This window comes from Kocuria salsicia (genome assembly GCF_007681555.1).
GTDB lineage: Bacteria > Actinomycetota > Actinomycetes > Actinomycetales > Micrococcaceae > Kocuria > Kocuria salsicia.
On sequence record NZ_VELE01000001.1, the window covers coordinates 968,993 to 987,038 of the forward strand.

General features: G+C 68.8%; 17 protein-coding genes, 1 tRNA gene and 1 riboswitch. Of the genes, 9 read left to right on the forward strand and 9 right to left on the reverse strand.

The features are described 5' to 3' along the window. Positions 1–53: 53 nt before the first annotated feature. A riboswitch (TPP riboswitch) is annotated at positions 54–160 on the reverse strand. A 96-nt stretch (positions 161–256) separates the two neighbouring features. From FS770_RS04380 to FS770_RS04410, 7 genes are all read right to left on the reverse strand, one after another. Then, positions 257–529 carry a DUF4235 domain-containing protein gene (locus FS770_RS04380; protein WP_144941014.1) on the reverse strand — a complete coding sequence of 91 codons (273 nt, stop codon included), beginning with the start codon at positions 527–529 and terminating at the stop codon, positions 257–259. Between the two features lie 130 nt (positions 530–659). Continuing rightward, positions 660–1,025 carry a monovalent cation/H(+) antiporter subunit G gene (gene mnhG / locus FS770_RS04385; protein WP_145010124.1) on the reverse strand — a complete coding sequence of 122 codons (366 nt, stop codon included), beginning with the start codon at positions 1,023–1,025 and terminating at the stop codon, positions 660–662. Then, the gene (locus FS770_RS04390) at positions 1,022–1,291 is read right to left on the reverse strand and encodes an MrpF/PhaF family protein (RefSeq protein WP_145010127.1); all 270 of its coding nucleotides are present in this window, start codon (positions 1,289–1,291) and stop codon (positions 1,022–1,024) included. Before FS770_RS04390 ends, mnhG begins: the two co-directional genes overlap by 4 nt. Continuing rightward, the gene (locus FS770_RS04395) at positions 1,288–1,935 is read right to left on the reverse strand and encodes a Na+/H+ antiporter subunit E (RefSeq protein WP_145010130.1); all 648 of its coding nucleotides are present in this window, start codon (positions 1,933–1,935) and stop codon (positions 1,288–1,290) included. The genes FS770_RS04390 and FS770_RS04395 overlap by 4 nt, the downstream gene beginning before the upstream one ends. Next, complete coding sequence (locus FS770_RS04400; protein WP_144941022.1) at positions 1,932–3,569, reverse strand: Na+/H+ antiporter subunit D; 1,638 nt, start codon at positions 3,567–3,569, stop codon at positions 1,932–1,934. Before FS770_RS04400 ends, FS770_RS04395 begins: the two co-directional genes overlap by 4 nt. Then, entirely contained in the window at positions 3,559–4,089 is a 531-nt protein-coding gene (locus FS770_RS04405) for a Na(+)/H(+) antiporter subunit C (RefSeq protein ID WP_055084581.1), read from the reverse strand. The genes FS770_RS04400 and FS770_RS04405 overlap by 11 nt, the downstream gene beginning before the upstream one ends. Further along, positions 4,086–7,187, reverse strand: a complete 3,102-nt coding sequence (locus FS770_RS04410) for a Na+/H+ antiporter subunit A (protein WP_145010133.1) — start codon at positions 7,185–7,187, stop codon at positions 4,086–4,088. Before FS770_RS04410 ends, FS770_RS04405 begins: the two co-directional genes overlap by 4 nt. A 258-nt stretch (positions 7,188–7,445) precedes the next feature. On the opposite strand from FS770_RS04410, the gene FS770_RS04415 reads away from it, so the two are divergent. Next, positions 7,446–8,855 (forward strand): MFS transporter, encoded by a 1,410-nt coding sequence (locus FS770_RS04415; RefSeq protein ID WP_145010136.1) that lies wholly within the window; start codon positions 7,446–7,448, stop codon positions 8,853–8,855. Positions 8,856–8,874: 19 nt separating this feature from the next. Here the strand turns inward: FS770_RS04415 and dcd are convergent, their stop codons facing one another. After that, positions 8,875–9,453 (reverse strand): dCTP deaminase, encoded by a 579-nt coding sequence (dcd, locus tag FS770_RS04420; protein WP_144941027.1) that lies wholly within the window; start codon positions 9,451–9,453, stop codon positions 8,875–8,877. A gap of 114 nt (positions 9,454–9,567) precedes the next feature. On the opposite strand from dcd, the gene FS770_RS04425 reads away from it, so the two are divergent. From FS770_RS04425 to FS770_RS04455, 7 genes are all read left to right on the forward strand, one after another. Continuing rightward, a tRNA-Gly gene (locus tag FS770_RS04425) sits at positions 9,568–9,638 on the forward strand. Between the two features lie 151 nt (positions 9,639–9,789). Beyond that, a complete protein-coding gene (panD, locus tag FS770_RS04430; RefSeq protein ID WP_144941029.1) occupies positions 9,790–10,242 on the forward strand; it encodes an aspartate 1-decarboxylase in 453 nt (150 codons plus the stop codon). A gap of 106 nt (positions 10,243–10,348) precedes the next feature. After that, on the forward strand, positions 10,349–11,269 hold the full coding sequence (locus FS770_RS04435) for an AEC family transporter (RefSeq protein ID WP_145010139.1): 921 nt from the start codon (positions 10,349–10,351) through the stop codon (positions 11,267–11,269). Between the two features lie 147 nt (positions 11,270–11,416). Beyond that, positions 11,417–12,733, forward strand: coding sequence for an extracellular solute-binding protein (locus tag FS770_RS04440; RefSeq protein ID WP_186366681.1), 1,317 nt, complete (start codon positions 11,417–11,419; stop codon positions 12,731–12,733). Next, positions 12,730–13,698 carry a carbohydrate ABC transporter permease gene (locus FS770_RS04445; protein WP_144941033.1) on the forward strand — a complete coding sequence of 323 codons (969 nt, stop codon included), beginning with the start codon at positions 12,730–12,732 and terminating at the stop codon, positions 13,696–13,698. The genes FS770_RS04440 and FS770_RS04445 overlap by 4 nt, the downstream gene beginning before the upstream one ends. A 5-nt stretch (positions 13,699–13,703) precedes the next feature. Beyond that, entirely contained in the window at positions 13,704–14,540 is an 837-nt protein-coding gene (locus FS770_RS04450) for a carbohydrate ABC transporter permease (protein ID WP_145010142.1), read from the forward strand. A gap of 46 nt (positions 14,541–14,586) precedes the next feature. Beyond that, positions 14,587–15,924: an ABC transporter ATP-binding protein gene (locus tag FS770_RS04455; protein ID WP_244944734.1), complete on the forward strand. Its 1,338-nt coding sequence runs from the start codon at positions 14,587–14,589 to the stop codon at positions 15,922–15,924. Positions 15,925–16,113: 189 nt separating this feature from the next. Here FS770_RS04455 and FS770_RS04460 read toward each other — a convergent pair whose 3' ends face one another. After that, positions 16,114–16,773, reverse strand: a complete 660-nt coding sequence (locus tag FS770_RS04460; protein ID WP_145010145.1) for a hypothetical protein — start codon at positions 16,771–16,773, stop codon at positions 16,114–16,116. A 292-nt stretch (positions 16,774–17,065) separates the two neighbouring features. Between FS770_RS04460 and FS770_RS04465 the strand changes: the two genes are divergently transcribed. Further along, entirely contained in the window at positions 17,066–18,046 is a 981-nt protein-coding gene (locus FS770_RS04465; RefSeq protein WP_145010148.1) for a hypothetical protein, read from the forward strand.

Below are 18,046 nucleotides of genomic sequence, written 5' to 3' on the forward strand. Positions count from 1 at the left end.
ATCCTCCTGAAGATTCCAGGAGGGGAAGGCTCGCGTCCACGGGTGCGGACGGGTCCCTGAGATGCTCGACTCCCTAGCGCCGGTATGAACCGGATCAGGTTCGAGGGTCTGCGCTCACACGCACTCTCAGCGCCGCGGTGGCGCTCCCCTGTCGTTGAGTCGCCAGTCTAGACCACGGCACGCACGAGGGCCGGGTGCGTCGCGCACCCGGCCCTCGTGTGCAGGACCTCCCGGGCGCTCGGCCCGGTGGGGTACCTCAGATCTCGGACTGCGAGGTCTTGCCAGAGTCCTTCTTCTCGGACTCCATCTTGGACATCTGGCGGGCGATTCCCACCTTAATGACGGTGCCCACCACGCCGGTGATCATGGCCCACAGGATGATGTCCCGCCAGGCCTCGTCCTCATCCGGGTTCTTGGCGGGGGGTTCGTTGCCGGTGACCTGCTTCCACACCGCGGACAGGCCCTTGTTCGCGAGTGCCACGCCGCCCAGGGACGCCACGGTGCCGAGGATGTCCATCGCCTTGTTCATGAGGTGCTCCTTCTCGTCGCGAGTGCCGCCGGCGCTCGGGGGCCGACGGCGTGCTGCTTCCTCCCTCAGCATACGAAACTCGGCGCGTGGCTGGGCGGTGCGGGGCGCGGTTCACCCGGAAATTATGTCCTCAGCGTGATTCCTCGTGCCCGGCGCGGGCTACAACGTCCCGCAGCTCGTCCTGCATGAGGTTCTCCTCGTGCAGGTGCTTGGAGCGGTATGCGGCCCGGCCCACCATGTGCGCGGAGACCGGTGCGGTGAGCAGCTGGAAGACCCACGCGAGGATCAGCAGCGGGATCATGCGCGGCTCCCCGCTCTCGATGGCCACGGCCGTGAGCATGAGGAACAGGCCGAAGACCTGCGGCTTGGTGCCCGCGTGCATGCGCGAGAGCAGGTCCGGGAAGCGCACCAGGCCGATCGCGGCGGACAGGGACATCAGGGCACCCAGCACCAGGCACAGCAGGGCGATCACGTCCAGGACGGTGTGCCAGCTCATGAACGCTCCAGCCCCACGTTGCGCGCCACCGTGACGGAGCCCAGGAAGCCCACCAGGGAGACGATCACGAGCAGGATGATGTTGTTGGTGTGGTGGTTGTAGACCATGTCCACGGCCAGGCACGCCCCCACGATGGCAAGCAGCACGTCCGAGGCGATCACGCGGTCCAGCAGGGAGGGCCCCTTCGCCAGTCGGTAGATGGTCCCGGCGGCGGCCAGGGCGAGGATCGCCCCGCACAGCCACACGGCGACGTCGAGCATTGTCATGAGCGCTCCTCCCCGTGGCCGGTGTCGGCCTCGTCCATCTCGTGCGTGGGCGACTCGAGCGCCCCGGTGGCCTCCGTGTTGTCGGAATCCCCGACCACGGTCAGCAGCTTCAGGTCCTCCCGGGTGCCCATGATGCGGATCCAGGCGGCCTCGATGTCCAGTGCGGAGCGCCGGAACGCCTCCGCCTGCTCGGGCGTGGAGATGTCCAGCACGTGGAAGTAGAGGATCCCGTTGCCGCGGTCCACCTCCACCACCAGGGACCCGGGGATCAACGCCATCGTGTGGCCCACGGCCGTCATGAGCAGGTCGTTGTTCTGGCGCAGGGGCACCCCCAGCACGGCGTTGCACACCCTCGGGCCCTGCGTGACCGCAAGCCAGAAGACCTGGAAGCTGGCCTTGGCCACCTGCCAGATAAACGTGGGCACGAACAGCGCGAAGTGCACCACGTTGAAGCGCCCGGACAGGCGCACGGGCGGCAGGGTCAGCAGGCGGGTGACGAGCAGCGCGAGCAACAGCCCGAAAACCAGGTTCCCGATGCTCCAGTCACCCCACAGCGCACCCCACACCACCACGAGCCACAGGATCAGCGGCAGCTCGGCGCGCAGGGAGTTGCGCGAACGGCGTCGCACCGCGGACGTGCTCATCGGCTCTCCTCACTTGCGCCGCCGTGACCCTCGGGGTGCAGGACGGCATTGACGTAGCGGTCCGGGTGCACCAGGTTCTCCGCGGAGTTGTCCGCGAGGTCGAACAGCGGCCCCGCGAAGACGGTGAGGGCCACGCCCACCACCACCAGGGCCGAGGTGGCACCCACCATGGTCCGCGGCAGCAGCACCACCGGCGACCGCCCCGAGAACCTGCTGCCGGGCTTCCTCACGACCGCGCGCGAGGTGCGGGGACGCCTGCCCTGCGGCGTCGTGGCGCGCAGTACGGGGTCCGGGTACTCGGCGTCGTCGACGCTGCGCAGGAACACGCGGTTCCACACCCGGATCAGGGCCATCAGCGTGAGCAGCGAGACGAACACGGACACGCCCACCAGCAGGTAGCTCAACCACGTTCCGGTGCTCACGCCGGCCTCGATCAGCCCCACCTTGCCCAGGAAACCGGAGAACGGCGGAATGCCGCCCAGGTTCAGCGCCGGGATCATGTAGAGCACACCCAGCAGCGGGGAGATCTTGAGCATCCCGGCCAGGCGGTCCACGTTGGTGGACCCACCGCGGCGCTCGATGAGCCCCGCGACCAGGAACAGGCTGGTCTGGATCACGATGTGGTGCGCGATGTAGTAGACGACGGCGACCAGCGCGGCCTGGGTGCCCATGGCGATGCCGAAGATCATGTACCCGATGTGGGAGATCAGGGTGAACGAGAGCATGCGCTTGATGTCGATCTGCGCGAGCGCACCCAGGATGCCCACCAGCATGGTGAGCAGTGCCACCCACATCAGCAGGCCGTTGATCTGCGTCCCCGGGAACAGCAGCGTCTCCGTGCGGATGATCGAGTACACGCCCACCTTGGTCAGCAGCCCGGCGAACACGGCGGTCACCGGCGCGGACGCCGTGGGGTAGGAGTCGGGCAGCCAGAACGAGAGCGGGAAGATGGCCGCCTTGACCCCGAACGCGACCAGCAGCATGAGGTGCAGCTGCATCTGCATACCCACCGGCAGGTCCGAGAGCTTGCCCGAGAGGTCCGCCATGTTCACGGTGCCCGTGGCGCCGTAGATCATGCCCAGGGAGATCAGGAACAGGATCGAGGAGATCACGGAGACGACGACGTACGTGACGCCCGCGCGGATGCGCTGCGCGGTGCCCCCCATGGTCAGCAGCACGTAGGACGCGGTCAGCAGGATCTCGAAGCCCACGTACAGATTGAAAAGGTCCCCCGCGAGGAACGCGTTGGACACGCCCGCCACAAGGATCAGGTAGGTGGGGTAGAAGATCGAGATGGGGCCCTCGTTGTCGCCGTTGGCCACGCCCTCGCTCACGGCGTAGACGAGCACCGCGAGGGAGACGACCACCGAGACCACGAGCATCAGCGCGGAGAGCTGGTCCACCACCATCACGATGCCGAACGGTGCCGCCCAGTCCCCCAGGTGCACCACTTGCGGACCCCTGTTCCACACGTTCGCGAGGATGACCGCGTTGAGCACCAGCGTCAGCGACATGGAGCCGATGGTCACGGCGCGCTGCAGGCCGTTGCGGTGGACGATCAGGAAGTTCAGGGCCGCCCCCAGGAAGGGGACCAGAACCGCGAGGGGGGCGAGCTGCGCCGGATCAGTACTCATGCGTGTCCCGCTCGTTTCCGTCCGTGAGCTTCTCGGCCCTGTGGTGACCCGGTGATTCCGCCGCCTCTTCCTCGTTGTGTCGTGCCGGGGCGAACCGCGCGTCCGCGTGGTTGAACTCGGAGGTGTCCTGGGGCATGGCGTCGTCGTCCTCGGCATCGTAGGAGGACTGCGTGGCCACGCGGCGGTCCTCGCGGTCGTCCTGGATCTCGTCCCGGCGCGCCAGGATCCACGAGCGCCAGATCATGCTCAGAATGAAGGCCGTGGTGGCCAGGGAGATCACGATGGACGTCAGGACCAGCGCCTGCGGCAGCGGGTCCGAGTACTCGGCCGGGTCCAGCGAGGAGTCGTAGAGCGGGGCCACCCCCCGCTCACCGCTCGTGTGCAGGATCAGCAGGTTCGCGCCGTTGGTCAGCAGCATCAGGCCCAGCAGCACACGGGTGAGCGAGCGCTCGAGCAGGAGGTAGACCCCCACGCAGAACAGCACCCCCATGACCACCAGGAGCGTGACGTTCACGGTCATCGCTGCACCTCCGAGGTCTCGTCCGCGCTGACCATCGATCCGCGGGGGGCGTCCGGGTCGTCCACGCGCGTGGTCGAGACGCCGGGGCCGTTGCGGGTCAGCCGGATCCTGGACCCGCCACCCGCGGGCTTCTTCTCCGACTCCATGGCCGTACGCTCGATCCTCTCGTCGATGCGCCCGCCCAGGGAGCGCAGGATGTCCAGGACCAGACCCACCACGATCAGGTAGACCCCGATGTCGAAGACCAGCGCGGTGACGAACTTGACGTGGCCGAAGACCCACATGTCCCACTCGAACGTGTAGCTCTCCATCACGGCCCCACCGAAGAACACCGGGACGATCGCGTAGAGCGAGGAGATCGCCAGACCCGCGCCGAGCATCCACCCGGCGTTGACGGGCGTGGCGCGCTCGAGCTCGTAGCGGCCGCCGGCCAGGTAGCGCAGGGTCAGCGCGAGGGATGCCATCAGCCCGCCCGCGAAGCCGCCGCCCGGCAGGTTGTGCCCGGCCACGAGCAGGTAGAGGGACACGATCATGAACGTGTGGAACAGCAGACGCGCGACCACCTCGAAGACGATGGAACGGCGTTCGGGTGCCAGGGTACGCCCGGCCAGCAGGAAGGGATCCGCGTCCGGGCGGGAGGAGAAGCGGCGGGCCACCTTGAGCTGCTGGGTGTTCGCGTGAGGTGAGTGCGCCGCGGCGTCAGCACCGCGGATGGCCTTCAGCTCCGCCGGGTCCAGCTGCTGGCGCTCGCTGCGCAGCCGGTCACCGCGGCCCTTGACGAAGATCAGGGACGCGATGCCCGTGGCGGCAACGGTCAGCACCGTGATCTCACCCATGGTGTCCCACGCCCGGATGTCCACGAGGATCACGTTGACCACGTTCGCCCCGTGCCCGAGGTCGTAGGCCATTTTCGGCAGGTCCAAAGAGATCCGTGCGGCGCTGCGCGAGGAGATGGAGAACATCGCCAGGGCCATCATGAACACGCCGAAGACCACGGCGAACACGGCGCGGAACACGCGGTGCCCGGCCGGCTTCCGGTTCCACAGCGGTCCTGGCAGCGAACGCAGGGCCAGCACGAAGGCCACCAGGGAGATGGTCTCCACCAGCGTCTGGGTCAGGGCGAGGTCCGGTGCGCCGTGCAGGGCGAAGATCAGCGCCAGGCCGTACCCGGTGACCGAGACGAGCAGCACCGCGAGAAAGCGCTTGCGCGCCGTGAGGACGAGCAGCGCCGCCACGAGCATGGCGAGGCCCGTGACCACTTGGGCGGGGGAGTCCCCGTAGCGGAACCCGGCCAGTGGGGGCGTCTCGTACCAGAACAGTGCCACGAGGGGCACCACGATGGCGGTGACCAGGATGACGGAGAGGTAGAACATCAGGGAGCCGCGCTGTGTGCGCCCGGTCAGCCACACGGCGAGCAGGTCCAGGACGTTGATGACCTTGCGGTACACGAAGTCGCCACTGGGCACCTCCGGAAGCCTGCTCTGGAACTGGCCCACGGAGCGCCGTGCCGCGTAGAGCGCCGCGCCTGCGGCGATCACGAGCGCGGAGAGGCCCAGCGCCGGGGTGAAGCCGTGCCACAGCTCCAGGTGCACGTGCGATTGCGCGGCCCCGGGAAAGAGCTCCTGGTAGGGCGTGATCCCCGCCTCGAGCGGGGCGGGCCACAGTCCGAGCACCACAGTGACGAGGGCCAGCACTGCGGGGGCGGCCAGAAAGTCCCAGCGCACGGGGGTGAAGGCGCCGACCACCGACTGCCCGTCCGGGGAGGTCTCGAGCCCGGAGAAGCGCCCCGGCTTGCGCGCGAAGCCGCCCCACACGAAACGGGCGCTGTACGCGAACGTCAGAACGGATCCGACCACCACGCACACGAGCGCCGTGACCGCGAGCGGTTCCGGCAGCGCGTCCACGAACGCGGTGAGCACCGCCTCTTTGGTCACGAAACCCAGCAGGGGTGGAACACCCGCCATGGAGGCGGCACCGATGACCGCCACGACGAGCAGCTGGGGCGCCTTGCCCGCGACTCCCGACAGCCGCCGGATGTCGCGCGTGCCGGCCTGGTGGTCGATGATGCCCACGGTGAGGAACAGGGTGGCCTTGAACAGGCCGTGGGCCATCACCATGGCGAGCCCGGCCATGGCGGTGTCTGCGGTGCCAAAGGAGACCACCGCGGTGATGAACCCCAGCTGGCTCACTGTGCCGTAGGCCAGGATGAGCTTGAGGTCGTACTGGCGCAGTGCCACCCACCCGCCGAAGACCATGGTCCCCAGGCCCAGGGTGAGGGTGATGGGAAGCCACCACGTGGTTCCGGCGAAACCCGGCGCCAGGCGCGCCACCAGGTAGATCCCGGCCTTGACCATGGCCGCGGCGTGCAGGTACGCGGAGACCGGGGTGGGCGCCGCCATGGCGGCGGGCAGCCAGAAGTGCGTGGGGAACAGGGCGGACTTTGAGACGGCACCGGCAAGGATCAGGGCGAGGGCGACGTCGACGGTGGGCGAACCCAGCAGCCCGGGAGCCGCGGCCAGGACGCCGGAGATGCGCATGGTCCCCGCGGCGTGGGCCAGCATCAGCAGCCCCACGAGCATCGCGAGCCCGCCGGCGGTCGTGATGATCAGCGCCTGCAGCGCCGCACGGCGCGCCGCGAGCTTGGTGCGGGAGTAGGAGATCAGCAGGAAGGAGAGCACCGAGGTGATCTCCCAGAACACGAACAGCACCATGAGGTCGTCCGCGGTCACCAGGCCGAACATGGCGCCGGCAAAGGCAACGAGCTGCGCGGCGAAGGAGCCCGTGTTGCGGGCGTCGGCCTTGAAGTACCGCGCGCAGTAGGCGAGCACGAGCGCGCCCACGCCCAGCACGAGCAGGGACATCATGTACGCGAGCGCATCCATGCGGAAGGTCAGGGAGATGCCCAACTGCGGGATCCAGGGCAGCGACACGCTCCAGCCGGTGGGGTCCCCGTAGGTCCGGGAGGTCTGCGCGAGCAGCCAGAGGAAGCCAGCGAACGGAACGAGTGCCACCAGGTAGAAACCGGAGCGACCGGCGCGTCTGAGGACCGCGGGTGCCAGCAGGGCGGCGATCCCGTGGACCAGCAGCACCGCGATCATGGGACCTCACCTTTCGGGCCCCATGCGCTCGGCGAGGTGCTCGGCGAACAGGCCGCGGAGGCACAGGGCCACCCGGAGCATGAGGCGGTAGTTTGCGGGCTCCATCGTAACAAGATTGACTGTTGACGCGTCACCAGAACCGCCCGGACATGCACTGACCGGCCCCGCGTGTGAACGCCCACCGGCGCCCCCCCCCCCCCCCCCCCCGCGGCCGACACCGTCGGCCCGCAACACTCCGCGGCCCGTAGGGTGAGCCCCATGACAGGCGAGCACACGACCACCACGGGCGGCACCCCCGAGCCGCTCGCCCCCGCGCCGGGGGGCGCTTCCCGTGCCCGCGTGCTGATGTGGTGCCTGTGGGACACCGGCACCTCCGCCTACAACGCGGTGATGCTCACGTTCGTGTTCACGGTGTACCTCACGAGCGAGTCCTTCGGCTCCCCGGAGCACACCTCCACCGTGCTCTCCGTGGCCATGACGGTCGCTGGCTTCGCGATCGCGGCCACCGCCCCGATCATCGGTCAGCGCAGCGACACCCCGCGCTCCCGGGCGGGCTTCCTCACCGTCAACTCGGTGGTCCTGATCGCGTGCACCGCCCTGGCGTTCTTTGCCCGGCCGGAGCCGGCGTTCCTGGTCTTCGGCGTCACACTGGTGGCGCTGGGCAGCGTGGCGCAGGAGTTTGCCACCGTGAGCTACAACGCCATGCTCCCCGCGCTGGCCGGCCCGCACCGCATGGGCAAGGTCTCCGGCTGGGGCTGGGGCGCGGGCTACGTGGGCGGGATCTTCGCACTGGCCTTCGTGCTCTTTGGGTTCGTGACCCCCGGCTTCCTGGGGATCCCCACCGATGACGCCCTGAACTACCGCGCCGTGGCCCTGTTCAGTGCGGCGTGGATCCTCATCTTCTGCCTGCCCCTGATGCTCAAGGCCCCTTCCATGCCGTTCCGGGAATACAGCGGTGCCATCCTGGAGGAACCCGGCACCCCGCCGCTCGTGCGCACCGACGCCCTGCCTGTGGTGCCCCCTGCGCCGCGCCGCCGCGGCATCCTCGGCGCGTACCGCGAGCTGTTCCACACCATCGCCGGACTGTGGCGGGTCTCCCGGGCCACCGTCTTCTTCCTGATCTCCTCCGCCGTCTACCGGGACGGACTGGCGGGTGTGTTCACGTTCGGCGGGGTCCTCGCGGCGGGCACCTTCGGCTTCTCCCTGACCGAGGTCATCATGTTCGCGGTCGCGGCGAACCTGATCGCCGCCCTCGGCGCGTTCGTGGGCGGCTCCCTTGACGATGCCCTGGGCCCGCGCACCGTGATCACCGGCTCCCTTGTGGGCGTCATGCTCGCCGGCACCGCACTGCTGTTCTGGACGGGCAAACCAGCCTTTTGGGTCTGCGGGCTGGCCCTGTGCCTGTTCGTGGGACCGGCCCAGGCGGCGTCGCGCACGTACCTGGGGCGGCTGATCCCGCCCGGGCGCGACGGCGAGATCTACGGTCTGTACGCGACCACCGGGCGGGCCGTGAGCTTCATGGCACCCGGGCTCTTCGGACTGTTCGTCAGCGTGCTGGGTGCGCAGATCTGGGGAATCCTCGGGATCCTCGTGGTGGTGGCCGCCGGACTCGTCCTGCTGCTGCTCACCCCGCGCCCGCCGGAGGGCTTCACCACCGCCCAGGTCTGAGCGCGGCGGCGGGCGCGGCTCACTCGATGACGGTCCGGTCGAAGTTCAGGTGGCTGCGCGAGGCCGTGGGCCCGCGCTGGCCCTGGTAGCGGTTGCCGTAGGCGCCGCTGCCGTAGGGGTGCTCCGTGGGCGAGGAGAGCTGGAAGAAGCACAGCTGCCCCACCTTGGAACCGGGCCACAACTTGATGGGCAGCGTGGCCATGTTGGACAGCTCCAGCGTCACGTGGCCCGAGAACCCGGGGTCGATGAATCCGGCGGTCGAGTGAGTCAGCAGGCCGAGGCGCCCCAGGGAGGACTTGCCCTCCAGGCGCGCGGCGACGTCCGCCGGCAGGGTGACCTTCTCGTACGTGGCGCCCAGCACGAACTCCCCCGGGTGCAGCACGAAGGGCTCGTCCGGCGCCACCTCCACCAGCCGCGTGAGCTCGGGCTGCTCCTGGGCCGGGTCGATGTGCGCGTACTTGTGGTTGTCGAACAGCCGGAACCACCGGTCAAGGCGCACGTCAACGCTCGCGGGCTGGACCATGGCGGGATCGTAGGGCTCCAGGCGCACACGCCCGGAGCCCAGCTGACGGCGGATGTCGCGATCGGAGATGAGCACGGCTCCACGGTAGTCGACACCTCGCTGAAGGAACCGTGTGGAACACCGCAGCCCGCAAACGTGTTGTACAGTGGTGGGCGTTCATCCGCGTGCGTCATGCACCGGCGGAACAGTGCGGCTGTAGCTCAATGGTAGAGCGCACGCTTCCCAAGCCTGATACGCGGGTTCGATTCCCGTCAGCCGCTCCGTACACCTCGCACGACGCCCCGGGTCACCGTCACGGTCCCCGGGGTGTTGCATTCCCAGGGTGCCCACAGCCCGCGGGCCTGCCGGACGGGGCGGTCCGAGGACCCCCGGCCGGCAGGGGCACCGTCACCCACCGCATGAGGAGCGATCATGCTGCGCACCATGTTCACCGGCAAGATCCACCGCGCCACCGTGACCCAGGCAGACCTGCACTACGTGGGGTCCGTGACCGTGGACCAGGACCTGCTGGACGCCGCCAACATCCTCCCCGGCGAGCTCGTGGCCATCGTGGACATCACCAACGGCGCCCGGCTGGAGACGTACACGATCGCCGGCGAGCGCGGCAGCGGCGTCCTCGGCATCAACGGGGCCGCGGCGCACCTCGTGCACCCCGGCGACCTCGTGATCCTGATCGCGTACGGCCTCATGGACACCGCCGAGGCCAGGGCGTACGAGCCCCGCGTGGTGCACGTGGACGAGCGCAACCGGATCGTGGCGCTGGGCTCGGACCCCGCGGACGCCGTCGTGGGGGACATGGTCCGCCCGCCGCACGCGCGCGAGCACCTGCTGGCGCAGGAGGACGCCGCCGTCCCCGGCCCGTGATCCCGCGGGCACCGGCGCGCGGCAGCCGTGCCGACGACGTCGTGCCCGTCCCAGCGCGCCCGCAGGGGGCGGAGCACCACGAACGACGACCCGAGGAGACGTGCCCATGAGCGGAGTGGCCTCCGGGTTCTTCATCGTGTGGGCCGTGATCGGCACGGGGTACGTGATCGGACGCCTGGGGCTGCTCGGTCCGCACGGGCAGCCGGTGCTGTCCAAGCTCGCCTTCTACGTGGCGTCCCCGCCGCTGCTGTTCACCACGGTCGCGAAGGCGGACGTCAGCCACATCTTCTCGGCCCCGCTCGTGGTCGCCGGGGTCTCCGCGTGGCTGACCATGCTGGCCTACGCGGCGGTCTCACGCCTCGTGCTGCACAGGGACGCCTCGACCGTGGTGATGGGAGCCCAGGCCGCGGGCCAGGTCAACTCCGCGAACCTGGGGATCCCGATCGCCCTGTTCGTGCTGGGCGACGCCTCCCAGGTGGCCCCGGTGATGCTGTTCCAGCTGGCCCTGAACACCCCGCTGTACCTCACGGTCATGGACACCCTCACCGGCGGGGAGCGCCCCACCGTGGGCTCCGTGCTCAAGACCGTGGTCACGAACCCGCTGATCGTGGGCTCGGGGCTCGGGATCGCGTCCTCGCTGACGGGCGTCACCCTCCCGGACCTCGTGATGCAGCCCGTGGAGATCGTGGCCGGTGCCGCGGTGCCGGCCATGCTGCTGGCGTTCGGAATCTCCCTGGTGGGCTCGCGTCCGCTCTCCGAGCCCGGAACGCGCGCCGACACGCTGCTCGCCTCGGGCGCGAAGGTGCTCGTGCACCCGGCACTGGCCCTGCTGCTCGCGTGGGCCCTCGGGCTGAGCGGTCCGATGCTGTACTCCGCCGTGATCATGGCGGCGCTGCCCACGGCCCAGAACCTCTACGTGGCCGCGGTGCGCTACGACCGCGCGACCACGGTGTGCCGTGACACGGTGCTGCTCACCACCGTGGTCTCGATGGTCTCGATGGCGGTCGCCGCAGTATTTCTTTCCTGACGCCAAATTTCCCTGCCGATGCCGAGTCACACGATTTCTGTGACACACACCACCCTTAGACTGTACAGATGCTGAATCGGTCTGCGCCCCTCGGGGAGCGTCAGGCCCGGTGCGTCAGCTCATGAGCTCGTCAGGAGAGGAAACATCGTGAAGTCCACTCACCACTCGCACAGGGCCGGGAAACCGCGTGCCGTCCGCAGCGTTGCGGCCGTCGCCGCCGTGTCCGCCATGCTGCTCACGGGGTGCGGCAGCGGGGAATCAGGCCCGCCCACGCTCACCTGGTACATCAACCCGGACGACGGCGGCCAGGACGTCCTCGCCCAGCAGTGCTCGGACGCGTCCGGCGGCAAGTACAAGATCCAGACCTCCCTGCTGCCCCGTGACGCCTCGTCGCAGCGCGAGCAGCTGGCACGCCGCCTCGCGGCCGGGGACACGTCCATGGACATCATGAGTCTCGACCCGCCCTTCGTGCCCGAGCTCGCGGAGCCCGGCTTCCTCGCGAAGCCCCCCGAGGACGTGGCAAAGGCCACCACCACGGACACGCTCGAGGGCCCGCTGCAGGGCGCCACGTGGAACGACGAGCTCGTGGCCATCCCGTTCTGGGCCAACACGCAGCTGCTGTGGTACCGCGAGTCCGCGGCCAAGGCGGCGGGTCTGGACATGTCCAAGCCCGTCACGTGGGACCAGCTCATCAAGGCGGCCAAGTCCCAGGACAAGTACCTGGGTGTGCAGGGCGTGCGCGGTGAGGCCATGTCTGTGTGGGTCAACGGCCTCGTGGAGTCGGCCGGCGGCCAGGTGGTCTCGGACGGCCAGGACGGTCAGGACGCCAAGATCACGCTGGACTCCGACGCCGGCAAGAAGGCCGCGGAGATCATCGGGACCATCGGCAAGGAGGGCCTCGGCGGACCCGGCCTGGCCACCCAGGACGAGAACGCCTCCATGATCCAGTTCCAGGGGGACAAGGGCTCGTTCATGGTCAACTGGCCGTTCATCTACTCGGCCACCAAGGCCTCCGTGGACGAGGGCACCCTCGACAAGTCGGTGCTGGACGACATCAAGTGGACCACGTGGCCCCGTGTCGACGCGGACACCGAGGCGCACCCGCCGCTGGGCGGCATCAACCTGGGCGTGGGCGCCACGTCCAAGAACCAGGACCTCGCGTGGGAGGCCGTGCAGTGCATCGTCTCCCCCGAGCACCAGGCCCAGTACTTCGCGACCAACGGCAACCCGCCGTCGTCCACGAAGGCCTTCGACGACCCCGAGGTCAAGAAGGCGTACCCCATGGCCGACACCATCCGCAAGTCCCTCGACGCCGCGAAGCCTCGCGCGCAGACCCCGTACTACAACGAGATCTCCACGGCCATCCAGCAGAACTGGACCCCGCCGGCGGACGTCACCGAGGACACCCCGCGTGAGACCACCGAATTCATCCAGGAAGTCCTGAAGGGAGATGCGTTGCTGTGAGCACCACCGTCAATTCCTCCGCTCCCGCCGCGGCGCCGGAGAAGACCCGCACCAGGCGTCATCTCTCGGACCGCGCCCGCGCTGAGCGCAAGCTGGGCTGGCTGCTCGCTGGACCGGCGTTCGTGATCATGCTCCTGGTCACGCTGTACCCGATCGTCCAGGCCTTGTGGGACTCCCTGTTCTCCTTCCGCCTCACCGCGCCCGGTGACAAGGAGTTCGTGTTCCTGGGCAACTACGCCACGGCACTGTCGGACATCGTGTTCTGGCGGGACCTGGGCGTGACCCTGCTGATCACGGTGGTCACGGTGGTCGTGGAACTCGTCCTGGGCCTCGCCCTCGCGCTCGTGATGCACAGCGCCATCAAGGCCACGCGCGGCCTGCTGCGCACCGCCATCCTGGTGCCCTACGGCATCATCACTGTGGTCTCCGCGTTCGCGTGGTTCTACGCCTTCGACATCACCACCGGCTACGTGAACAACTGGCTCTCGTGGCTGCCCATGATCGGTCCGGACTTCAACTGGTTTGCCTCCGCGGGCCCGTCTCTGTTCGTGATCATGGCCTCGGAGATCTGGAAGACCACCCCGTTCATCTCGCTGCTGCTGCTCTCCGGGCTCGCACAGGTCCCCGGTGAGCTCACCGAGGCCGCCCGTGTGGACGGCGCCTCGGCATGGCAACGCCTGAGCAAGGTGGTCCTGCCGAACATGAAGGCCGCCATCATGGTGGCCGTGGTGTTCCGCGCCCTGGACGCCTTCCGCATCTTCGACAACGTCTTCATCATGACCAAGGGCCAGTACGGCACCGAGACGCTCTCGCTGCTCGCGTACCGCACGTCCATCGGTCGTCTGGAAATCGGCCTTGGTTCGGCCATCTCGGTGATCCTGTTCATCTGCGTGATGCTCATCGCGCTGGTGGCCATAAAGGTCTTCAAGGTGGACCTCACCGGTGGCTCTGGGAAGGGGAAGTAACCGTCATGTTGAGCACCAAGCAGAAAATCGGCTGGACCGTCATCAGCATCGCGGTGCTGGTCTACGCGCTGTTCCCCGTCCTGTCCATCCTGATGACGTCCTTCAAGTCCTCCTCGGACCTGAACTCGGGCAAGTTCATCCCCACGAAGTTCGTCACGAGCAACTACGAGCAGATCTTCGTGGGCGAGGCCAAGGACCTGTTCCTGCCGGCCCTGTGGAACTCGATCGGCATCTCACTGATCTCCACGTTCGTGGCCGTCGTGCTCGCGACACTGTGCGCCTACGCGATCGCACGCCTGGACTTCCCGGGCAAGAAGATCGTGCTGACCACCGCGCTGATGGTCTCGATGTTCCCAGTGGTCTCCATCGTCACGCCGTTGTTCAACCTGTGGCGCCAGGTGGGGCTCTACGACACCTGGCTCGGCCTGATCATCCCCTACCTGTCCCTGACCCTGCCGATCTCCATCTGGACCCTGGCGGCGTTCTTCCAGCAGATCCCCTGGGACCTGGACCGCGCGGCGCAGGTGGACGGCGCCACCACGTGGCAGGCGTTCCGCAAGGTGATCGTGCCGCTCACGCTGCCGGGTGTCTTCACCACGGCGATCATCGCGTTCTTCATCGCGTGGAACGACTTCGTGTACGGCATCGGCCTGACCTCGACCGCCGCGGCGCGTCCCGTCCCGGCGGCACTCGCGTTCTTCACCGGCGCCTCGCAGTTCGAGGCCCCTGCGGGCGCGATTTCCGCGGCGGCGATCATCGTGACCATCCCTGTGGTGCTGCTCGTTCTGGCGTTCCAGCGCCAGATCGTCTCCGGCCTGACCCAGGGCGCGGTCAAGGGCTGAGCCCGCCGCACCATCCACGCTTTTACACAGATAGGACTGAGTAGACATGGCAGCAATCACCATGGAACACCTCGTCAAGAAGTACGACGACGGTTTCCCCGCGGTCAACGACATCTCCATCGACGTCGCCGACGGCGAGTTCCTGATCCTCGTGGGCCCCTCCGGCTGCGGCAAGTCCACGCTCCTGCGCATGGTCGTGGGCCTCGAGGACATCACCTCCGGGGACCTGAGCATCAACGGGGTGCGCGTCAACGACAAGCAGCCGCGTGATCGCAACCTCTCGATGGTGTTCCAGAACTACGCGCTGTACCCGCACCTGTCGGTGTACGAGAACATCGCCTTCCCGCTGCGCCTGTCCAAGGGGCAGTTCAGCGAGGAGGAGATCGACCGCAAGGTGCGCGAGGCGGCGGACACCCTGGACCTCAACGAGCACCTCGAGCGCAAGCCGGCGAACCTCTCCGGCGGTCAGCGCCAGCGCGTGGCCATGGGGCGCGCGATCGTGCGTGACGCGGACGCGTTCCTCTTCGACGAACCCCTGTCCAACCTGGACGCCAAGCTGCGCGGCCAGATGCGCACGGAGATCGCGCAGCTGCAGCGCCGCATGGGCATCACGTCGCTGTACGTGACCCACGACCAGACCGAGGCCATGACCCTCGGTGACCGTGTGGCCGTGCTCAAGCGTGGTCAGCTCCAGCAGATCGCGTCCCCGCGGGAGCTCTACGAACAGCCCGTCAACCTGTTCGTGGCGGGGTTCATCGGCGCTCCGTCCATGAACTTCATCCCGGCGCGCGTGAACGGCTCGGTGTTCCACACCCCGATCGGGGACATCGAGATTCCGGAGCGCGTGCAGGGCAAGCTCACGAACGCTCCCGAGATCGTGCTGCTGGGCCTGCGCCCGGAGCGCTTCGAGGACGCGAAGTTCGTGGACGAGACGAAGATCCCCCACGGGACCGTCTTCGACTCCGGGTTCACGCACACCGAGTGGCTGGGCAACCAGCAGTACGGCTACATCCACTACCAGCAGGATGCCGCCGTGCAGCACAAGCTCAACGAGCTGGCACAAGAGCTGGACGCTGACGGGATGCCCGCCCAGGTGGTCGTCTCCCTGGACGCCTCCTCCCGCATCCGCGGTGGCTCCACGGCAAAGATCTGGCTGGACAGCCGCAAGATGCACGTGTTCAACCCGGAGACGGGCGAGAACCTCACGCGTGACGCGGAGGCCGGTGCGGAGCTGACCCGCGAGGCCAACGAGGAGCGCAAGAACGAGATCGAGCGTGCCCGCCGGCGTGACAGTGCGCGCGCGGATCAGGCCGGCACCGCGGGGACCTCCCCCGCCGGTGGGGCCGAGCACGACGGCGGGGCGGGCAGCAGCGCCGCACGCTGATCCCCAGCGCCCCTCGCCGCACGACGACGGCCGGTTCTCCACCACGGGAACCGGCCGTCGTCGTCAGCTCCTGGTGCCTGGCGCGGTCCCGGTCCCGCGGGCGGTCCCGGTCGCCCCTCAGTCCCCGGCCCCTCGGCCAACCCCGGCACCTCCTCTGCTCCCGACTCTGGCCCCTCCCGGGGCCCCGTCTCAGCCGACCGAGCCCGCCGTGCTGGCCAGCGCCCACCAGCCCAGCAGGGCGATCACGGTGAGCAGCGCGAGCGAGGACGTCGCATAGCGCAATCTCGGGTGGCGCACGTGCCACGGGACCAGCCGGCGCCAGTTCTCACTCACCTGCGCGGGGGTGGCCTGCCGGAAGTTCACGTGCTGCGCACCGCTGGCCCGGGCGAGCTCGTCGAGGGTCCGGGCGTCCCAGACGGTACCGTCGAGCCCGAGGGCGCGGCGCCCGGAGGCCGTGACGAACCACAGGTACGGCCTGCCCCGGGAACGGCCCGAACCGGAACGGGGCGCCAGCAGCTTCTCGACGGTGACCACCTGCGTGATCCGTTCCCGGGCCACGGCGTGGAACCCGACCCACCGTGAGACGAGCACGAACCCGGGTGTCAGCACCGCGAGCGCCGGGCGCAGGTTCACGTACGCGCCCACGAGACCGGCGAGGGCGGTCAAGGCGAGCACGCCGGTCACGGGCCCGGCCGGCCGCCGGTAGAAGATTGCCCCGACCGCCAGCACCACCAGGAGCAGGGGCGCGGCGGAGGCCGCGAGCCGCCGCCCGTAGGAACCGAGCCGGGGGTGGAACACGTGCTCGGGCACGCCGTACTTCTGGGGCACCTGCCGGACGGTCTCTGCCATGTTGTGCGCTCGCGCTCCTCGGGTCTCTGGTCACGGCCGCTGTCGGTCGCGGGGTGCCTGGTGCCCCCGGACGCATCGGGAGTTCGGTCCCCAGGGTGCGGGCCTCGTGAACCGTTGCCTGCGCAGCTCCGTGCGTGAAGCACGATCCCTGGTCCTGCTCCCGGCCGGGCTCGCCCCAGCCTACTGGCCGTTCCAGGGGCCGCGCCGGAGCCGGACCCCGCGAGCGTGACGCCGCGCGGCGAACCGGGTGACACGGCGCAGGCGGGGCGCGCATGAACTACCGTGAGGAGCCATGGAACGCAGTGATCGCATCATCAGGGCCCTGGGTGCCTGGTTCTTCCTGATCGTGCTGGCCGTGGCCGCCGCCGCGGTGGCCATTGCGCTCGTGAACAAGTACCAGTACGGCCCTGAGACCGAGGTCCGGGAGTACTTCCAGGCGCTGCAGGACGGGGACGGCGCCAAGGCCCTGGGTCTGCTCAACGCCGAGGTTCCGGACTCCAACGCCGCGCTGCTGGACGGGGATCCGCTCGCGGAGGCGGGCAAGCACCTGCAGGATGTGGCGGTCTCCACGGTCGACTCGGACGGGGACACCACCACGGTCCGAGCAGACTACCTCCTGGACGGGAAGCAGGCGTCCTCGGAGTTCAGGCTGCACCCGGCGGAGACTCAGTGGGGGTTCTTCACAGTGTGGGACTTCGACCCCACCACGCTGCCCACCATGTCCGTGTCCATGCCCGGCTCCACCGCGGTGGACATCAACGGGGTGTCCGTGGCGCTGCGGGACTCCTCGCGCGAGTTCGCCGTCTTCTACCCCGGCGTCTACACGGGGTCCTACACCTCCCCCATGGTCACCGCCCAGCCGCAGGAGGTAGCCGTGAGCGACTCGTCCAAGGATACGACGATGAAGCTCACCGCCGTCCCGTCGGAGCAGCTCCAGCAGCAGGTGGAGCAGCAGGTCCACGAGCATCTCGACGCATGCGCGGCCAAGGACAGCCTCTACCCCGAGGACTGCCCGTTCAGCTACGAGTTCGACGGGCGGATCCAGGGCAAGGTCAGCTGGAGCATCAAGGACTACCCACCCTCCAAGGTCGAGCTGGGCGGCGCGCATGCGGACCAGTGGTCCCTGCCGGACAGCAGGGGGACCGCGCACATCGAGTTCACCGCGGTGAACCTCTACGACGGCACCACGTCCAAGGTCTCGGCGGACGTCCCCTTCACCCTCTCCGCGAGCTTGGAGGTCACACAGGACAAGGCCACGCTCACGCCCCGCTGA